Here is a 17,350-nt window from a genome sequence, read left to right on the forward strand (position 1 = left end):
CAGGATGTGAAAAATGTTGGATTTTGTCGAAAAATTTTACAATTTGTTTATTTATGTAAAAAACAGGGGAGGATGGAGGAAGTATGTTAAAATATTTTTTGCCAAACGAACATGCGAAAAGTATTTTTGAGATTACGCCAGAACATTTGAAACAAAAAGGAATAAAAGGGATTATTACCGATTTAGACAATACGTTAATTGAATGGGATCGTCCGCTTGCGACGCCGGAAGTTGTCAGTTGGTTTGAACAAATGAAACAAAGCGGCATTCAAGTGACAATCGTGTCAAACAACAATAAAAAAAGAGTGGAAGCGTTCGCGAAGCCGCTCGGCATTCCGTTCATTTTCGAAGCGCGCAAGCCGTTAACGCGAGCGTTTCAACAAGCGTTGCACGATATGAAGCTGAAAAAAGAAGAGGTTGTCGTCATCGGTGACCAGCTTCTTACCGATGTATTCGGCGGCAATCGGATCGGATTACATACGATTTTAGTTGTCCCTGTTGCACAAACAGACGGCTTTTTTACGCGTGTGAATCGAAATATTGAACGAAGAATTTTAAATGTCATGCGAAAAAAAGGTATGATTCATTGGGAGTGATCGAAATGAGTGAACAAGTCATTTGTATTGGATGTGGAGTAACGATTCAAACAGAAGATGAAAAAAAAATTGGATATGCGCCTCCTTCAGCGCTTGAACGCGATCCGATTATTTGTCAACGTTGTTTTCGGTTAAAACATTACAACGAAGTGCAAGACGTATCATTAACAGATGACGACTTTTTAAACATTTTGCACGGCATCGGACAAGCAGATGGGCTTGTCGTGAAAATCGTTGATATTTTCGATTTCAATGGAAGCTGGTTGCCAGGGTTGCATCGGTTTGTCGGAAAAAAAGATGTGTTACTTGTCGGCAATAAAGTGGATTTGTTGCCAAAGTCCGTCAAACATGAAAAGGTCACGCGTTGGATGAAACAAACTGCACGAGAACTTGGCTTACAGCCGCGTGACGTTTTTTTAGTTAGTGCACATAAAGGATATGGTATGAAGGAAGTCATGACGGCGATTGACGAGTATCGCAACGGAAAAGACGTATATGTTGTCGGTTGTACGAACGTTGGAAAATCAACGTTTATTAACCGTATTATTAAAGAAGCGACGGGTAAAGGAAATGTCATTACGACATCATATTTTCCAGGGACAACGCTTGATATGATTGAAATTCCACTCGATGATGGCTCAGCGCTTTATGATACACCGGGAATTATAAACCATCATCAAATGGCGCATTTCGTTGACAAGAAAGATTTAAAAGTCATTACACCGAAAAAAGAAATTAAGCCGAAAGTATATCAATTGAACGAACAACAGACGTTGTTTTTTGGTGGGCTTGCTCGATTAGATTATGTAAGTGGTGGGAGACGTCCATTTGTATGTTATATGTCGAATGAATTATTTATTCATCGAACGAAACGTGAACATGCCGATGAATTGTATGAAAGACATCTTGGTGAATTGTTGCAGCCGCCGCGCAAAAGCTATTGCGAGCAATTGCCACCGCTTGTCGCCCATCATTTTACGTTAAAAGAACCAAAAACAGATATCGTTTTTTCAGGGCTTGGCTGGGTGACGTGTCACGAGCCTGGGGCACAAGTCATCGCATATGCGCCAAAAGGCGTTGGTGTCATGTTGCGGAAGTCGCTCATTTAACACAAAGGGGGAGAGGATGTTGAAATTGTTTGGGCTGATCGGCTGTCCTGTTCATCATTCGTTGTCGCCGCTTATGCATAACGATGCGTTTCAATCGTTACATATTGATGCGCATTATCATGCGTTTCACGTCGAACCGCATATGTTAAAAGAGGCGGTAGAAGGCTTAAAAGCGTTACAATGCGCTGGGTTTAATGTGACGATCCCGCATAAGACAGCTGTGATGGAATATATGGATGAGCTTGATGAAACGGCTAAGCAAATGGGGGCAGTAAACACAGTCGTTAATGAAAATGGAAAATGGGTTGGCTATAATACAGATGGTGAAGGATTTGTCCGAGCGTTATGCGAGCAAATGAACATTGAATTATCTGGCGCACGCATATTGATTATCGGTGCAGGTGGAGCAGCGCGCGGCATTTATTTCTCTCTTCTTAAACATCGTGTCGCCGCTGTCGATGTATGTAATCGAACAGTCAAAAAAGCAGAGGCGTTTGTTGTCAAACAATCATCTGTATATTCGCTTGAAGAAGCAGAAGAGCGGGTAGGGGAGTACGATATTATTATTAACACGACGTCTGTCGGCATGTATCCGCATGTCGATGCGACGCCGCTGTCCCTTCGGCATGTAAAAAAAGATACGATCGTAAGCGACATTATTTACAATCCACTCATGACGAAATGGCTGCAAGAAGCAAAAGAAAAAGGGGCGCGCGTGCAAAACGGTGTAGGCATGTTCGTCTATCAAGGTGCACTAGCGTTCGAAAAGTGGACAGGGATCTTTCCAAATACGAAACGAATGGAACAACTTGTGATACAACAGTTAGGAGGAAAAACATGTTAACAGGAAAACAAAAACGATTTTTACGTTCTTTAGCTCATCATTTAACACCGATTTTCCAAGTGGGAAAAGGTGGCGTCAATGACAATATGATTAAGCAAATTGCCGATGCGCTTGAAGCAAGAGAGCTGATTAAAGTGAGTGTATTAAAAAATTGCGAAGAAGAAAAAGAAGTAGTGGCAGAGCAATTAGCGGAAGGTGCAGGGGCGGAAGTCGTCCAACTGATTGGGCATACGATCGTGTTGTATAAAGAATCACGTGAACATAAACAAATTGTATTACCAACATAGGAGAGACGAAGTGAAAAGAGTGGGCATTTTAGGTGGGACGTTTGATCCGCCTCATTACGGACATTTATTAATTGCGGATGATGTACGAACGGAGTTACAGCTCGATGAAATATGGTTTATGCCAAATTACATTCCACCTCATAAAGATAAACAGGTGACGGATCACGTGCATCGCGTTCATATGTTGCGGGCGGCGATTGCGAATCAACCGCACTTTCGCGTTGAAACGATTGAGCTTGAACGAAAAGAGCGATCATATACGTACGATACGATCGTTTTGTTGAAGCAAAGATATCCGGATACGATGTTTTACTTTATTATCGGTGGAGATATGGTTGAATATTTACCGAATTGGTATCGAATTGACGAACTTGTTCAGCTTGTGCAATTTGTCGGGGTGAAACGGCCTGGCTATTCTCTTCGTACACCGTATCCGATCATCGAAGTGGATGTGCCGACGTTTGCGGTTTCTTCTTCGCTTATTCGTGAGCGGATTCAAAGTGGGAAAAGTGTCACGTATTTGTTGCCGGAAGCGGTTCAATTATATATAAAGGAGAATCGGTTGTATGAAACGTGAAGAAGCGTTAGCGATCGTGCGCACACAATTAAAAGAGCAACGGTATATTCATACATTAGGCGTGATGGAAACAGCCATTGAACTGGCGAAATTGTACGGAGCTGATGTGCAAAAAGCGGAATTGGCGGCAATTTTTCACGACTATGCAAAATTCCGCACAAAAGAAGAAATGAAGCGCATCATTATCGAACAACATATGCCCCAAGATTTGTTAGCATATAGCCCAGAGTTATGGCATGCGCCTGTTGGGGCATATTTAGTCCAAACGGAAGTCGGCATTCAAGATGAAGACATTTTACAAGCGATACGTTATCATACATCAGGACGTCCAAATATGACGCTGCTTGAGAAAATTGTATATATTGCGGATTATATTGAGCCGAATCGTTCGTTTCCTGGTGTTGACGAAGTGCGTGTGTTGGCGCGAGAACATCTAGATCGTGCGCTGTTTCGAGCGCTTCAAAATACGATCCAATTTTTAATGGACAAACGCGAACCGATTTACCCAGATACGTTCCATACGTATAATGATATAGCTAAAAAATTGAAGGAGGTTTCTTCATGACAGAACGAGATATTTTACGTATTGCAGTACAAGCAGCGGATGACAAAAAAGCCGAAAACATCGTAGCGTTAAATATGAAAGGCATTTCGCTTGTCGCTGACTACTTTATGATTTGTCACGGTCATTCCGATAAACAAGTACAAGCGATCGCGCGTGAAATTAAAGAAAAAGCAGAAGAGCATGGTGTTGTAGTCAAACGTGTTGAAGGATTTGACGAGGCGCGTTGGATTTTAGTTGATTTAGGGGATGTTGTCGTTCACGTGTTTCATAAAGAAGACCGCGAATATTACAATCTTGAACGCTTATGGGGCGACGCACCGCTTGAGCGGATCGAGAGTGATCTTGGAGCATGACGTACGAACGATTTGCGAGTTGGTATGATCAATTAATGAGCGATGCTCCATATGATGCGTGGTGTGCCCTCGTTGAACGAACGGTCACTTCGTATCACAATGGAAAACGACTGCTTGATCTCGGATGCGGTACAGGGGAACTTGCGATTCGGTTAGCGGAAAAAGGGTTTGACGTCACCGGTGTCGATTTGTCGGAACAAATGTTGACTATTGCGCAGATGAAAGCAGAGGAGCGGGGGGTAAACCTCTCGTTTTTTCAGCAAGATATGCGCGAATTTGGCCCGTTCGAGCCGTTTGATACAATCGTCATTTTTTGTGATTCACTCAATTATTTATTACAGGAAGAAGACGTTATCGCTACGTTTATGCGTGTATATGAACAATTGCGACCTGGCGGATTGTTTTTATTTGATGTGCATTCTTTGTTTAAAATAGAAAACGTTTTTTTGCATCATGGGACGTTTGCGAGCAATGATGACCAAGTGAGCTACATATGGAACTGTTACGAAGGACCATGGCCACATAGCGTCGAACACGAACTCACGTTTTTTGTTCAATTACAAGAAGGTGTATATGAACGAGTCGATGAAATGCACGTACAGCGAACATACGATGTCGATCAATATGTCATGTGGTTAAAACAAGCAGGGTTTCATGTATTGCATGTATGGGCGGATTTCACAGAGCAACAACCAACAAAAGAAAGCGAGCGCATTTTTTTCATTGCGCAAAAATAAAATCCCAAAAGTGCCTCACTTTTGGGATTTTTCTTCAACAAATAAGCAGGATTTTTTTTGTTAATCACGAATATTGTCGATTTGTTGGCGCACCTTTTCTGTTTCTTCATAAAATTTTTCATGCGTTTTTTGAAAGAGGTGAACGAACAAATCCCCGACTTCTTTCTCTAACACCTCAATGCCTGCTCCAGTAATGCCGCCTTTGACGCATACTTTTTCTTGTAATGTCGGTAGCGTATACAATTGTTGTTCAAGCAATGCACCTAACCCGATGATCATATGCGTCGTTAACGTCGTTGCTTGTTCTTTCGTAATGGACGTTTGTTGAACGGCTGCATCGATAAACTTTTGAATTAAGTAGCTGAAAAAAGCAGGACCACAGCTCGTTAAATCAGAAGCGATGCGCGTAATAGGCTCGTCTATGTATATTGGACGAGAAATGGAACGAAATAAATGTTCAATCGTTGTCCGATCCGCCTCTGTGCAACGTTCACTTACCGTAATTAACGTACTTCCAGCGAGTGCACGATTTGTAATGCTCGGAATGACGCGAGCGACGCTACATGGCACGAGCGATTCAAGTTGTTGCACAGAAATGGGGCTCGTAATCGATACGATACAATGATGATCGGTCAAATGCGGGCGAAGTTGCTTTAGAACATCGGGCATATGCAACGGTTTCGTGCAAATAAAAACAATCGTTGCGTGTTTTACGACTTCTTCATTCGTCGGCATCACATGGATGTTTGGGTAGCGTTTTTGTATATTGTACGCTTTTTCAAGCGTGCGATTCGTAATGAATAGTTGTTCTTGTTTTACAGCTTTTCCGTTAATAAGCGATTCAATTAAAATTGTTCCCATATTTCCAGTTCCAATGAACCCTATATTCAACGGTATCCCCCCTTATCCGTCACCACTATACGTCATATGTATGCACGAATAATGCTTTTTATGAAAGGGTGAAAGCATGAAGTGGATAAAAACATATGAACGTTGGATATATGTAGGCTTAATTGTCATTGGAGCGGCCATTTGGATCATTCAACAACAAGAGGACACCCCCGTACAACCGCTCCCTTTAGAGCAGGTAGAACAAGAAGAACAGCAAGAACAACAAATGGAGGAACAAGCTCCCGTTATTGTCGATGTGAAAGGAGCCGTCAAACGAGCGGGAGTATATGAAGTGGCACCGGAAAGCCGCATTCACGATGTCATTCAACTGGCAGGAGGATTAACAGACGAAGCAGATGAAACGAAAGTAAATTTGGCGATGAAAGTGCATGATGAAATGGTCATTTACGTGCCGAAAAAAGGCGAAGACATCATCGTGGAAACAACGAGTCAAACGGGCAGTTCAAGTGGAAAAATCAACATTAACACAGCAACGATTGAACAGCTACAAACGTTACAAGGAATTGGACCTGCGAAAGCAGCCGCCATTATTGCATATCGTGAGGAACATGGATCGTTTCAAAAAGTCGAAGATTTGTTGAATGTGAGTGGAATCGGTTCGAAATCGCTTGAAAAAATAAAAGAACAAATTGTCGTTCGCTAAAATTGACGATAAACTAAAGACATAATGGACAAGGGGGAGAAGTAGATGGAGCGAATTACATGGGATCAATATTTTATGGCCCAAAGCCATTTGTTAGCGTTACGTAGCACGTGCACAAGGCTAGCCGTCGGGGCAACCATTGTGCGCGATAAGCGCATTATTGCTGGGGGATATAACGGTTCGATCGCAGGCGGGGCGCATTGTATTGATGAAGGATGTTATGTCATCGACAATCATTGTGTGCGCACGATTCATGCAGAAATGAACGCTATCTTACAATGTGCAAAGTTTGGTGTGCCAACAGAAGGGGCGGAAATATACGTCACTCATTTTCCGTGTTTACAATGTTGTAAGGCGATCATTCAAAGCGGGATAAAAGCTGTTTATTATGCGAACGATTATAAAAACCACCCGTTCGCTTTGCAGTTGTTCGAACAAGCTGGCGTAACGGTCAAGCACGTCCCGTTTGATATGGAATCCATTCCGACATTTTTGCACGCAAAGGGGAGATGAGATATCGTTTACGTGGCGATGGCGGCCATTTTGGCCGTCTTGTCTATGCTAACAAAATCAACTGTTTGTTTTGTGTTGTCATTTGTGTATAGTTTCTTTTTACTCTGGCGAAAGCGAGCGTTATTTTTCGCTTGCGTGTGCTGTTATTTGTTTTTCTCGTTATGGAGCAAATGGGTAGATGCGCATAATGTGACGAAACTTTCGGGGAATGAGACAACTTTTTTTGTGCGATTCATTGCTCCGATTTATATTGACGGCGATCGAGTTAAGACGGTCGTTCAATGGCAAAATGAACGGCTGCAACTGATTTATCGTCTCCGTACAGAAGAAGAAAAGCGACAATGGGACGAACTGCAAATAGGGACAACGTGTTCACTCCAAGGGATGCTTGAGCGGCCTTCTTTGCCGACTAATCCGTATGCCTTCAATTATCGCCGCTATTTATTTCACCAACGCATACATTGGATTGTTCGTCCGACTTCACTCGAACGTTGTATGCGCGCCAACATCACATGGATGGAACGGCTTCAGACGATTCGTCAAGACGGTATTCGCTACATTCAAAACCATTTTCCTCACGATGCTGGTGCGTTCATGCAAGCGCTCATTTATGGTGAACGAAGCGATATAGAGCCAACGGTACTCGCTAGTTATCAAAAGTTAGGGCTTATTCATCTGCTTGCGATTTCGGGCTTGCATATGACGTTGCTTGTCGGTGGTTGTTTTTATTTATTCATTCGTCTCGGTATAACAAGGGAACGAGCGACGATGATATTGCTTGGATGCATTCCGCTGTACGTCATTTTAGCAGGAGCTGCACCGTCAGTCATGCGTGCTGCAATTATGACGAGTTGCTTTTTTCTCGCTTCTTCTCGTCTGCGCACAATCGATTCATTAAGCATCGCTTGCCTCGTTTTATTAGCAAAAGACCCGTATACGATGTTTCATCTTGGCTTCCAATTATCTTTCCTCGTTTGTTTTGCGCTAATCATTTGTTCCTCATTCATTCAAAATCAACGCTCTGTTATTCGACAGTTGTTTGCGACATCGTTTATTGCACAAATGAGTACATTGCCGCTTTTGCTTTATCATTTTTACGAAGTGTCTCTTTTATCGATCCCGTTAAATGTCATCTTTGTTCCGCTTTATTCGTTTATTATTTTGCCGCTTTCGTTTGTAGCGTTATTTGTCCATATATGTATCCCGTTTCTTAGCCCGTTAATCATATATGGATTGGCGGCAGTCATCGCTCATTCGAATGAACTTGTGACTTCACTTTCCGATACGTTGATGCTTACGCTCGGTCGTCCACCAGCGTTGTTGATCGTTGCTTATGTTCTCTCCATCTGTCTTTTGTTCCTTTCATTTGAACAACAAAAGCGAGCGCATCTTTTTCGTTTTTCGTTTATTTTTGTGATTATTATCCATTTCATTTCACCGTTTTTTCGTCCGAGCGGGGAAGTGGTTATGCTAGACGTTGGACAAGGAGATAGTATATACATTGAACTTCCATATCGAAAGGCGATTTATATCATTGATACCGGGGGAACGATGTCGTTTGCCGATGAATTGTGGAAAAAGCGAAAGCAGTCATTTCGTGTCGGAGAAGATGTGCTCGTTCCGTTCTTAAAGGCCAAAGGTGTGCGTACGATCGATGCGCTTATTGCAACACATGGAGATTTTGATCATATTGGAGATGCGGGCGATGTATTCGAAGCAGTTCGTGTCCGGAAATTGATGGTTGGTATGCAACAACAACGAAACGATTTGGAACAAACGTTAATTGAGCAAGCGAGCAAAAAAGGCGCTCGTGTGCAAATAGTGAAAAGTGGCGATCGTTGGGCGGTTGGGAAAGCGCAATTTTACATTCTCTCTCCATTTGGAAATGAAGAGACGACAAACGACGGTTCGATTGTGTTGTATGCATGGATGGGAGGAGCATATTGGCTATTTACAGGTGACTTAGAAGAAAAAGGGGAACAACAAATTATGAGAACGTACCCGTCGTTGCCAGTCGACATATTAAAAGTCGGTCATCACGGAAGCAAAACGTCAACGTCTGAACCATTTTTACAACATATTCGTCCCAAAGTGGCGCTCATTTCAGCTGGCCGCCGCAACCGATATGGTCATCCGCATCGGGAAGTCATCGAACGTTTACGTCACGATCACGTGCGCATATTTCGCACCGATGAACACGGTGCGGTCGTCATTCGTTTTCATAAGCGGATAAGCACCATTCAGACGTTCTTGCCATAATATACAAGAAAAAAGAGACTGCAACACGCAATCTCTTTTAGGTGTCCATTACGCACCGAAAAATTTTACAAGTGTGGCGATAATGAACATCGTGGCGAAAAAGCCGAATGATACGATGAAGCCAACAGCTGAGTCAACGGCGTCGTTGCGCGTACATTGAACGTTTTTTTCAAATTCGTTCATGACCATCCCTCCTATTTTCTCACCCATTAGTATAAGGGAAAAAAGAAAGAAAATCTACATCGTTGACAACAGTTGTCACAAATAGTTCGCGTCAGATCGGAAAAGATAAGGATATCCGTTGGATAAACGAGTTCCTAGGGCTTGTTTTCCAACGTTTAAATAAATGGGAGTTGGCGATTCTCATCTGCTAACTCCCTTGTAAAATGCTCCGAAACGTTGTATGTTCTTTAAAGAAAGTCATGAAGAATGGGGAAGAGAACATGGAACAACTATATGTCATATATGGTACGGAGCATTTTTTAATGAAACAAGCGTATGAACAAATCATTCGTCGGGCATTGTCAGACGAAGAACGTGAATGGAATGTTAGTACATATGATTGCGAAGAAACGCCTATTGAAGTGGCGCTTGAAGATGCGGAAACGCTTCCGTTTTTTGGGGAGAGGAAAATCGTCATCGTCAAGCAGCCGTATTTTTTGACAGCGGAAAAAGGAAAAGAAAAAGTAGAGCACGATGTGAAACGGCTAGAAGCCTATATTGACAAACCTGCTCCGTTTTCAAGTGTCATGTTTGTCGGTTCGTATGAAAAACTTGATGAACGAAAAAAAGTGACGAAAGCGTTATTAAAAAAAGCGCATGTCATCGTTGCTAAGCCGTTGAACGAAAAAGAGTTAAAACAATGGGTGAAAGGGCAATGTCAAATTGATGATGACGCGATTGACGTGTTGCTTGCATTGGCAGGCACCGATTTAGCGACATTAGCAAACGAAATTGAGAAGTTGATGCTTTTTGCTGAAGGGCGTTCCATTACAGCTGACGATGTTCGGTTGCTTGTATCGCGTACACTTGAACAAAACGTCTTCGTTCTCGTTGAACAGATTGCCAAGCGGAACATCACAGATGCGTTGCAAACGCTTCAAGATTTATTACGTCAAAATGAAGAGCCGATTAAGCTTGTCGCATTGTTGGCTAGCCAATTTCGGCTCATTTATGAAGTGAAAGAATTGATGAAAACAGGATACGGTCAACAACAAATCGCCTCGATGTTAGGTGTTCATCCGTTTCGTGTAAAAATGGCGGCAAGTTATGCCGGCGGATTTTCGGAACAGCAGTTAATGCACATTTTATATGATTTAGCGGAAACAGATTATGCGCTAAAAAGTAGTGCAACAGACAAACAGTTGTTGTTGCAGTTGTTTTTCTTAAAGTTACAGCGGTAGAGAGACAATCTACCGCTTTTGTTGTAGCGCCTCGACATTAATCATGAAAAAAACACGATCGAGCGGATCTCCTTGCATAAAGACGATCGTTTTCGGTTTGCATGTGCGGACGGTTGCAATATGTACAATCGCATCTAATTCTTCATCAGATAGTTGAGAAAATAACGAAATGGTTTTTAACTGTTCTTTCACCCAATGCATATGTTCCCCTCCCAAACAGAAAAACAGCTTGCCGTGTATGACAAGCTGTTTTTTCATTATGCTGTAATGCTGTTTAATTTTTTCGCTAAGCGTGATTTATAGCGATTTGCAGCGTTTTTGTGGATTAAGCCTTTGCTAGCCGCTTTGTCGATTTTTTTTGTCGCAAATGCGAAAGCTTCTTTTGCTTTTTCCACGTCTTTTAACTCAACAAGCGCCTCAAATTTTTTGATTGCTGTGCGCATTGCAGATTTCATAGATGCGTTATGAGCGCGGCGCTTTTCGCTTGTTTTTGCACGTTTAATTGCAGATTTAATGTTTGCCATTTTTTTCACCTCCATTAACCGATCGCAAATATATACGTTCAATACGCGACAGTTCGATGAACAATAAGAACAAGTGATATTCTACCAAACTGCTCTTAATTATGCAATAGGGCAAAGACGAAAAGTACGATTGTATGAAAAAGGAGGAAAATGGATAAAACAAATGATAAAAAATACATGGAGGAAGCGGTATGATCGATTTACGACCATATAGTGTACGAACGGATTTAGCGATTGAAGCGCATGAAATAGCGATTGAAGAACGACTACAAAACAAGCAGGAAACTTCGCTTGAGGGGGTATTGATTCGTGACTGGGAAGAAGATGGTGTTCATTTTTCATTTGTAGAAGTGACGGAAGAAGGGGCAAAAACGTTAGGAAAAAAAGCAGGAAAGTATTTAACAATTGAAGCTCAAGGTATTCGTACACAGGATACCGACTTACAGCAAAAAGTAGAAAAGCTTTTTGCTAAACATTTTTATGCTTTTTTACAGCAACTGGGCATCTCACGAGAGGCAAGTTGTCTTGTTGTTGGATTAGGGAATGCGGAAGTAACTCCCGATGCGCTCGGTCCACTAGCTGTATCGAACTTATTAGTGACGCGGCATTTATTTCAGTTGCAACCCGAAAGTGTTCAAGACGGATTTCGCTCGGTGAGTGCGCTCGCCCCAGGAGTAATGGGGATGACCGGAATTGAAACGAGCGACGTGATTGCAGGGATTGTCGAAAAAACTCAACCAGATTTTATTATTGCGATTGATGCGTTAGCGGCGCGTTCAATCGAACGAGTCAACGCGACGATTCAAATTTCTGATACAGGCATTCATCCTGGGGCAGGCGTTGGGAATAAAAGAAAAGAGTTAAGTAAACAAACGCTAGGTATTCCCGTGATTGCGATTGGTGTACCGACGGTTGTTGATGCTGTATCGATTGCAAGCGATACGATTGATTTGTTGCTAAAGCATCTCGGTCGCGAGATGAAGGAAGGCAATCGAGCAGCTCGTGCGCTTGCGCCAGCAAGTCTTGTATTTGGAAAGAAAAAAAAGTTAACGGAAGAAGATTTACCGGGCGAGGCAGATCGTTCAGCTTTTTTAGGAATGGTCGGTCTATTGGATGACGAAGAAAAGCGACGGTTAATTTATGAAGTGCTTGCCCCGATCGGTCATAATTTAATGGTTACACCAAAAGAAGTCGACGTATTTATTGAAGAGATGGCGAACATATTGGCGAGCGGGCTGAATGCTGCTTTGCACCATCGGATTGATCAAGAAAACGTTGGGGCATATACGCATTAGTTTTTTCGTTCTATCTTTCAAAGCGTTGTCATATTGATAGAGTAGACAAGCTTTGAAAGGGTGAAGTGATGAACATGATGGTGACCGTTCACGGAACGAGTATAAAAAAGTGGCTTGTATTTATTTTGTTTACATTTATGGGAACGTTGACAGTTGTCGCCACGATGACAGCGACATCGACATATCGCCTCTCTTCTTCGTCTGTTCATGAAGTGGCGAATCATTTTTCAACGGAATCGCTCGTGCATTTGCTTTCTTTTGAAAATGTGTACTTTAGTCAAACGTTGCCGAAAGATAAACAACAATTACCGTATTCTCAATATTTTTTTCAAATGACGACAAGCGTTAATTTGAACGATCCACGCAGCTTGCTCGGACGGGAGCTTCCTGGTTTTTCGTTGTATGATAGTGAAATTATTTTAGCGGGCGAGGGAACGGACTTTACAAACATTCCATATGAATCGCCGCCTCCTTTAGAAGTGTTGCTTGCGGAGCGTGAAGCTGCGCAAGAACAGTTTCAGGAGGAAGAAACACCACCTGCTCCTGCGCCGTCGCAAACGACAGGAGGGAAGAAAGTTGCTTACATTTATCATACGCATACACAAGAATCGTATTTACCAGCATTAAAAGGGGTCACAAATCCAAACTTTGCGCATCATCCGACTGTGAATGTGACAAAAGTCGGCAAAAAATTAGGAGAAGAGCTAGAAAAGCGCGGCATTGGAACGGTTGTTGATACGACCGATTTTATAGGGAAGTTGTTGAAAAATAACATGGAATATTATCAAGCGTATGATATGTCGCGTAAAACGGTCGTTGAAGCGATGGCAAACAATCGTGACGTGCAATATTTGATTGACATTCACCGCGATTCTCGACGCCGTAACGATACGACGGTGACGATTAACGGAGTGCATTATGCGCGAGTATCGTTTATTATCGGTGGAGAAAATGCAAAATATAAAAAAAATTTACAGCTGGTAACAAAATTGCATGAACTGCTAGAAAAAAAATATCCGGGCTTGAGCCGTGGCACGTTTGAGAAAAAAGGAGTCGGTACAAACGGAAAGTTCAATCAAGATTTATCGGAAAACGCCATTTTAATTGAGTTTGGCGGTGTGGATAATACATTTCAAGAATTGTATCGAACAGCAGCAGCTGTAGCGGACGTATTTAGCGAATATTACTGGCAAGCGGAGAAGGTGAACGCAACACAACCAGCAGAAAAAAAGTAGGTGAGTAAGATGGTGAAATTTATGATGCAAAGTTTACTCATCGCCGTCATTTTTTTAGTCGGGGTATTGCTCGGCATGCAGCAAGCGAACGAAGGAATGCGAAAAATGAAAGGGTATAACGATCCTTCCCTCGAGCAAGTTGTACATGTATCAAAAGATGAAACGATCGTGCTCGGTCAATCCATCGAAGAGAAAAAAGAAAAACTGCAACAAATTGAGGCATTTAACATGTTTTCAAAAGCGGGACAACAGCTTGCCACTTTCGTTCATTCGCTCGTTGAACATATGCTTTCATTTGCGCAAAAGGCCGGATAACGATCCGCCTTTTCTTTTTTACGTTGAATATTGCGAACGTTGTTGCTATAATCAAAGCTAGCGTATTTCGGAAATTATAGGAGTGGAACATAGATGAATCGTGAAGAAAGACTAAAAAGACGAGATCGTATTCGCAACTTTTCCATTATTGCGCATATCGATCACGGCAAATCGACACTTGCTGACCGCATTCTCGAGAAGACAGGTGCACTATCTGAGCGCGAGATGAAAGAGCAAGCGCTCGATTCGATGGAGTTAGAGCGCGAGCGCGGCATTACGATTAAATTAAATGCCGTCCAGCTTCATTACAAAGCGAAAGATGGTAACGATTACATTCTACATTTAATTGACACACCGGGACACGTCGACTTTACGTACGAAGTATCTCGTAGTTTAGCGGCGTGTGAAGGGGCAATTTTAGTCGTTGACGCAGCGCAAGGCATTGAGGCGCAAACGCTTGCGAACGTATATTTGGCGATCGACAATAACTTGGAAATTTTACCTGTTATTAATAAAATTGATTTACCAAGTGCCGATCCTGAACGTGTTCGTCAAGAAATTGAAGATGTCATCGGTCTTGACGCATCCGAAGCTGTGTTGGCATCAGCCAAAGTCGGCATCGGGATCGACGAAATTTTAGAGCAAATCGTTCAAAAAATTCCTGCTCCATCCGGAGATCCAGATGCACCGCTTAAAGCACTTATTTTCGACTCGCTTTACGATCCGTATCGAGGGGTTGTCGCATACATTCGCGTAGTCGAAGGAACAGTAAAAGCTGGTCAAAAAATTAAAATGATGGCGACAGGAAAAGAGTTTGAAGTCGTTGAAGTGGGCGTATTTACGCCGAAAGCGAAAGTCGTTGACGAGTTGACCGTTGGTGATGTTGGATATTTAACCGCATCGATTAAAAACGTAAGCGATACGCGCGTCGGGGATACGATTACGCACGCAGACAATCCAGCAAGCGAGCCGCTTCCGGGGTATCGCCGTTTAAATCCGATGGTGTTTTGCGGTTTGTATCCAATCGATACAGCGCGCTATAACGATTTGCGTGAGGCGTTAGAAAAGCTGCAATTAAACGATGCGGCGTTGCAGTTTGAGCCGGAAACGTCACAAGCGCTTGGCTTCGGTTTCCGTTGCGGTTTCTTAGGACTTTTGCATATGGAAATTATTCAAGAGCGTTTAGAACGTGAATTTAACATTGACATTATTGCAACAGCGCCAAGCGTTGTATATAAAGTATATTTGACAGATGGAACAGAACTCGCCGTCGATAATCCATCCAACATGCCAGATCCACAAAAAATTGAACGTGTGGAAGAACCGTATGTACGTGCGACAATTATGGTGCCAAACGATTACGTCGGTCCTGTTATGGAACTATGTCAAAAGAAACGCGGTATTTTCGGTGATATGCAATATTTAGACGAGCGACGTGTGACGTTGACGTACGAATTACCACTTGCTGAAATCGTATACGATTTCTTCGATATTTTAAAATCGAGCACAAAAGGATACGCATCGTTTGACTATGAATTGATCGGTTATAAGCCGTCTAAGCTAGTGAAGATGGATATTTTATTAAACGGTGAAAAAGTTGACGCCTTGTCGTTTATCGTTCATCGCGATTCAGCATACGACCGTGGAAAAGTGATTGTTGAAAAATTAAAAGACTTAATTCCACGCCAACAGTTTGAAGTTCCTGTTCAGGCAGCGATCGGCAATAAAATTATTGCACGTTCAACGATTAAGGCGTTGCGTAAAAATGTATTAGCGAAATGTTACGGTGGGGACATTTCTCGTAAGCGTAAGTTGCTTGAAAAGCAAAAAGAAGGTAAAAAGCGCATGAAGCAAGTTGGCTCTGTTGAAGTGCCGCAAGAAGCATTTATGGCTGTACTAAAGATGGACGATCAAAAATAAACCGCAGAACCATTCTGCGGTTTTTTGTATAGAAAAGGGTGAAACGAGTGATTCAAGCAGCATATATTCATATTCCGTTTTGTACGCACATTTGTCATTATTGTGATTTCAATAAAGTGTTTTTACACCAGCAACCGGTCGATGCGTACATTGAAGCATTAATCATCGAAATGGAGCGGACGTTTGAACGTTTTCCGACCTCGCAATTACAAACGGTGTTTATCGGTGGTGGTACACCGACGTCGCTTACTGCTAAACAACTTGATCGATTATTGAGCGCCATTCATCGCACAGTTCCGCTCGCTTCGAATGTTGAGTTTACCGTAGAGGCGAATCCGGATGGAGTAAGCGATGAACAGTTGTATGTGCTCAAGCAATGGGGAGTCAATCGCCTTAGCTTCGGGGTACAAACGTTTGATAATGAACTGCTACGACACATTGGACGTACACATACGAAGGAAACAGCAATCGAAACAATTGAACGGGCGAACGAACTCGGTTTTCATAATATAAATATCGATTTAATGTACGGATTACCGACACAAACCATCGACCAACTGAAAGAAACGTTACACATAACGTTTTCATTACCCATTCAACACGTTTCTGCCTACTCGTTAATTATTGAGCCGAAAACGGTTTTTTATAACTTAATGAAAAAGCAGGCGTTACGATTGCCGAGTCAAGAAGAAGAAGCACAGATGTATGAAATCATTATGGAACAAATGGAACAACGCGGATATAAACAGTACGAACTAAGCAATTATGCCCAAAACGGATTTAACAGCCGCCATAATATGACATATTGGAATAACGAGTACTACTACGGATTTGGTGCGGGAGCGCATAGTTATATGAACGGCGTAAGGTACGTAAACGCCGGACCGATTAAAAAATATATCCAACTCATTGAACGAGGTCAATTTCCTTATATCAATACACATGTTGTGTCAAAAGAGGAACAAATGGAAGAGCATATGTTTCTCGGGTTACGAAAAAGCGAAGGAGTAAATAAAGATGAATTTTTTCGACGATATGGAAAAACGGTGCATGACGTCTTTGATGAAGCGATTGCTTTACAAAAACGAAACGGATTGCTTGAAGAGACAGAAGAAGCGATTGTTTTGACGCATCGTGGCAAATTGCTTGGAAACGAAGTATTTCAGTCGTTTCTCGGCGTTTCATCTTGACACGACAAGCTCAATTTGATACCTTAATAGTAGATTTAGCACTCGCTTTATTAGAGTGCTAACAGAGGTGATG

21 protein-coding genes are annotated in these 17,350 nt (G+C 42.3%); 17 read left to right on the forward strand and 4 right to left on the reverse strand.

Features of this window, described 5'->3' with window-relative positions; genetic code table 11:
• Nucleotides 1-83: 83 nt before the first annotated feature.
• From NSS60_RS04670 to NSS60_RS04705, 8 genes are read left to right on the forward strand one after another with little or no spacing between them, the layout of a single operon-like run.
• On the forward strand, nt 84-596 hold the full coding sequence (locus NSS60_RS04670; RefSeq protein ID WP_004889424.1) for a YqeG family HAD IIIA-type phosphatase: 513 nt from the start codon (nt 84-86) through the stop codon (nt 594-596).
• Between the two features lie 5 nt (nt 597-601).
• The gene (yqeH, locus tag NSS60_RS04675; RefSeq protein ID WP_004889426.1) at nt 602-1,705 is read left to right on the forward strand and encodes a ribosome biogenesis GTPase YqeH; all 1,104 of its coding nucleotides are present in this window, start codon (nt 602-604) and stop codon (nt 1,703-1,705) included.
• Nucleotides 1,706-1,721: 16 nt separating this feature from the next.
• Complete coding sequence (gene aroE / locus NSS60_RS04680) at nt 1,722-2,549, forward strand: shikimate dehydrogenase (RefSeq protein ID WP_064214135.1); 828 nt, start codon at nt 1,722-1,724, stop codon at nt 2,547-2,549.
• Nucleotides 2,543-2,836 carry a ribosome assembly RNA-binding protein YhbY gene (gene yhbY / locus NSS60_RS04685; protein WP_064214134.1) on the forward strand — a complete coding sequence of 98 codons (294 nt, stop codon included), beginning with the start codon at nt 2,543-2,545 and terminating at the stop codon, nt 2,834-2,836. Before aroE ends, yhbY begins: the two co-directional genes overlap by 7 nt.
• A gap of 10 nt (nt 2,837-2,846) precedes the next feature.
• The gene (locus NSS60_RS04690; RefSeq protein WP_064214133.1) at nt 2,847-3,413 is read left to right on the forward strand and encodes a nicotinate-nucleotide adenylyltransferase; all 567 of its coding nucleotides are present in this window, start codon (nt 2,847-2,849) and stop codon (nt 3,411-3,413) included.
• Complete coding sequence (gene yqeK / locus NSS60_RS04695) at nt 3,403-3,978, forward strand: bis(5'-nucleosyl)-tetraphosphatase (symmetrical) YqeK (RefSeq protein WP_064214132.1); 576 nt, start codon at nt 3,403-3,405, stop codon at nt 3,976-3,978. The genes NSS60_RS04690 and yqeK overlap by 11 nt, the downstream gene beginning before the upstream one ends.
• Nucleotides 3,975-4,331, forward strand: coding sequence for a ribosome silencing factor (gene rsfS, locus NSS60_RS04700; protein ID WP_064214131.1), 357 nt, complete (start codon nt 3,975-3,977; stop codon nt 4,329-4,331). Before yqeK ends, rsfS begins: the two co-directional genes overlap by 4 nt.
• Nucleotides 4,328-5,068, forward strand: a complete 741-nt coding sequence (locus NSS60_RS04705; RefSeq protein ID WP_004889434.1) for a class I SAM-dependent DNA methyltransferase — start codon at nt 4,328-4,330, stop codon at nt 5,066-5,068. The genes rsfS and NSS60_RS04705 overlap by 4 nt, the downstream gene beginning before the upstream one ends.
• A 60-nt stretch (nt 5,069-5,128) precedes the next feature.
• On the opposite strand, the gene comER is transcribed toward NSS60_RS04705, so the two are convergent.
• A complete protein-coding gene (gene comER, locus NSS60_RS04710) occupies nt 5,129-5,959 on the reverse strand; it encodes a late competence protein ComER (protein ID WP_064221258.1) in 831 nt (276 codons plus the stop codon).
• Between the two features lie 76 nt (nt 5,960-6,035).
• Here comER and NSS60_RS04715 point away from each other — a divergent pair, with 76 nt between their 5' ends.
• Genes NSS60_RS04715 through NSS60_RS04725 form a run of 3 tightly spaced genes read left to right on the forward strand, consistent with a single transcriptional unit; the run spans nt 6,036 to nt 9,395 of the window.
• On the forward strand, nt 6,036-6,623 hold the full coding sequence (locus NSS60_RS04715; protein ID WP_088223194.1) for a helix-hairpin-helix domain-containing protein: 588 nt from the start codon (nt 6,036-6,038) through the stop codon (nt 6,621-6,623).
• Between the two features lie 45 nt (nt 6,624-6,668).
• On the forward strand, nt 6,669-7,136 hold the full coding sequence (locus tag NSS60_RS04720) for a ComE operon protein 2 (protein ID WP_004889439.1): 468 nt from the start codon (nt 6,669-6,671) through the stop codon (nt 7,134-7,136).
• A gap of 45 nt (nt 7,137-7,181) precedes the next feature.
• Nucleotides 7,182-9,395 (forward strand): DNA internalization-related competence protein ComEC/Rec2, encoded by a 2,214-nt coding sequence (locus NSS60_RS04725; protein WP_332455416.1) that lies wholly within the window; start codon nt 7,182-7,184, stop codon nt 9,393-9,395.
• Between the two features lie 48 nt (nt 9,396-9,443).
• Here NSS60_RS04725 and NSS60_RS04730 read toward each other — a convergent pair whose 3' ends face one another.
• Nucleotides 9,444-9,578 carry a YqzM family protein gene (locus NSS60_RS04730; protein WP_003393868.1) on the reverse strand — a complete coding sequence of 45 codons (135 nt, stop codon included), beginning with the start codon at nt 9,576-9,578 and terminating at the stop codon, nt 9,444-9,446.
• Nucleotides 9,579-9,817: 239 nt separating this feature from the next.
• Here NSS60_RS04730 and holA point away from each other — a divergent pair, with 239 nt between their 5' ends.
• Nucleotides 9,818-10,798, forward strand: coding sequence for a DNA polymerase III subunit delta (holA, locus tag NSS60_RS04735; RefSeq protein WP_004889442.1), 981 nt, complete (start codon nt 9,818-9,820; stop codon nt 10,796-10,798).
• Nucleotides 10,799-10,807: 9 nt separating this feature from the next.
• Here holA and NSS60_RS04740 read toward each other — a convergent pair whose 3' ends face one another.
• Together NSS60_RS04740 and rpsT are read right to left on the reverse strand one after the other, a co-directional pair.
• Nucleotides 10,808-10,999: a cyclic nucleotide-binding domain-containing protein gene (locus NSS60_RS04740; protein ID WP_035018533.1), complete on the reverse strand. Its 192-nt coding sequence runs from the start codon at nt 10,997-10,999 to the stop codon at nt 10,808-10,810.
• Between the two features lie 56 nt (nt 11,000-11,055).
• Nucleotides 11,056-11,322 (reverse strand): 30S ribosomal protein S20, encoded by a 267-nt coding sequence (gene rpsT, locus NSS60_RS04745; protein WP_004889444.1) that lies wholly within the window; start codon nt 11,320-11,322, stop codon nt 11,056-11,058.
• Nucleotides 11,323-11,513: 191 nt separating this feature from the next.
• Between rpsT and gpr the strand changes: the two genes are divergently transcribed.
• From gpr to hemW, 5 genes are all read left to right on the forward strand, one after another.
• Nucleotides 11,514-12,617, forward strand: a complete 1,104-nt coding sequence (gene gpr, locus NSS60_RS04750; protein WP_004889446.1) for a GPR endopeptidase — start codon at nt 11,514-11,516, stop codon at nt 12,615-12,617.
• Nucleotides 12,618-12,691: 74 nt separating this feature from the next.
• Entirely contained in the window at nt 12,692-13,852 is a 1,161-nt protein-coding gene (gene spoIIP, locus NSS60_RS04755) for a stage II sporulation protein P (RefSeq protein ID WP_192948284.1), read from the forward strand.
• A 9-nt stretch (nt 13,853-13,861) separates the two neighbouring features.
• Nucleotides 13,862-14,167 (forward strand): YqxA family protein, encoded by a 306-nt coding sequence (locus tag NSS60_RS04760; protein ID WP_004889449.1) that lies wholly within the window; start codon nt 13,862-13,864, stop codon nt 14,165-14,167.
• 93 nt (nt 14,168-14,260) lie between these two features.
• On the forward strand, nt 14,261-16,087 hold the full coding sequence (gene lepA / locus NSS60_RS04765) for a translation elongation factor 4 (RefSeq protein WP_004889450.1): 1,827 nt from the start codon (nt 14,261-14,263) through the stop codon (nt 16,085-16,087).
• Between the two features lie 47 nt (nt 16,088-16,134).
• A complete protein-coding gene (hemW, locus tag NSS60_RS04770) occupies nt 16,135-17,277 on the forward strand; it encodes a radical SAM family heme chaperone HemW (RefSeq protein ID WP_004889451.1) in 1,143 nt (380 codons plus the stop codon).
• Nucleotides 17,278-17,350: the final 73 nt, after the last annotated feature.

It is taken from the genome of Anoxybacillus sp. FSL W8-0382, assembly GCF_038003845.1.
Lineage (GTDB): Bacteria > Bacillota > Bacilli > Bacillales > Anoxybacillaceae > Anoxybacillus > Anoxybacillus flavithermus_G.

What these genes read in the sequence shown, in the direction of transcription:
- NSS60_RS04760 (WP_004889449.1), top strand. Translation starts at nt 13,862, where the DNA reads ATGGTGAAATTTATGATGCAAAGTTTACTCATCGCCGTCATTTTTTTA.
- NSS60_RS04725 (WP_332455416.1), top strand. Translation starts at nt 7,182, where the DNA reads ATGCTAACAAAATCAACTGTTTGTTTTGTGTTGTCATTTGTGTATAGT.
- yqeH (WP_004889426.1), top strand. Translation starts at nt 602, where the DNA reads ATGAGTGAACAAGTCATTTGTATTGGATGTGGAGTAACGATTCAAACA.
- NSS60_RS04730 (WP_003393868.1), bottom strand. Translation starts at nt 9,578, where the DNA reads ATGAACGAATTTGAAAAAAACGTTCAATGTACGCGCAACGACGCCGTT.
- NSS60_RS04740 (WP_035018533.1), bottom strand. Translation starts at nt 10,999, where the DNA reads ATGCATTGGGTGAAAGAACAGTTAAAAACCATTTCGTTATTTTCTCAA.
- NSS60_RS04670 (WP_004889424.1), top strand. Translation starts at nt 84, where the DNA reads ATGTTAAAATATTTTTTGCCAAACGAACATGCGAAAAGTATTTTTGAG.
- aroE (WP_064214135.1), top strand. Translation starts at nt 1,722, where the DNA reads ATGTTGAAATTGTTTGGGCTGATCGGCTGTCCTGTTCATCATTCGTTG.
- rsfS (WP_064214131.1), top strand. Translation starts at nt 3,975, where the DNA reads ATGACAGAACGAGATATTTTACGTATTGCAGTACAAGCAGCGGATGAC.
- spoIIP (WP_192948284.1), top strand. Translation starts at nt 12,692, where the DNA reads ATGATGGTGACCGTTCACGGAACGAGTATAAAAAAGTGGCTTGTATTT.
- NSS60_RS04715 (WP_088223194.1), top strand. Translation starts at nt 6,036, where the DNA reads ATGAAGTGGATAAAAACATATGAACGTTGGATATATGTAGGCTTAATT.
- holA (WP_004889442.1), top strand. Translation starts at nt 9,818, where the DNA reads ATGAAGAATGGGGAAGAGAACATGGAACAACTATATGTCATATATGGT.
- NSS60_RS04720 (WP_004889439.1), top strand. Translation starts at nt 6,669, where the DNA reads ATGGAGCGAATTACATGGGATCAATATTTTATGGCCCAAAGCCATTTG.
- gpr (WP_004889446.1), top strand. Translation starts at nt 11,514, where the DNA reads ATGATCGATTTACGACCATATAGTGTACGAACGGATTTAGCGATTGAA.
- rpsT (WP_004889444.1), bottom strand. Translation starts at nt 11,322, where the DNA reads ATGGCAAACATTAAATCTGCAATTAAACGTGCAAAAACAAGCGAAAAG.
- yqeK (WP_064214132.1), top strand. Translation starts at nt 3,403, where the DNA reads ATGAAACGTGAAGAAGCGTTAGCGATCGTGCGCACACAATTAAAAGAG.
- NSS60_RS04705 (WP_004889434.1), top strand. Translation starts at nt 4,328, where the DNA reads ATGACGTACGAACGATTTGCGAGTTGGTATGATCAATTAATGAGCGAT.
- yhbY (WP_064214134.1), top strand. Translation starts at nt 2,543, where the DNA reads ATGTTAACAGGAAAACAAAAACGATTTTTACGTTCTTTAGCTCATCAT.
- lepA (WP_004889450.1), top strand. Translation starts at nt 14,261, where the DNA reads ATGAATCGTGAAGAAAGACTAAAAAGACGAGATCGTATTCGCAACTTT.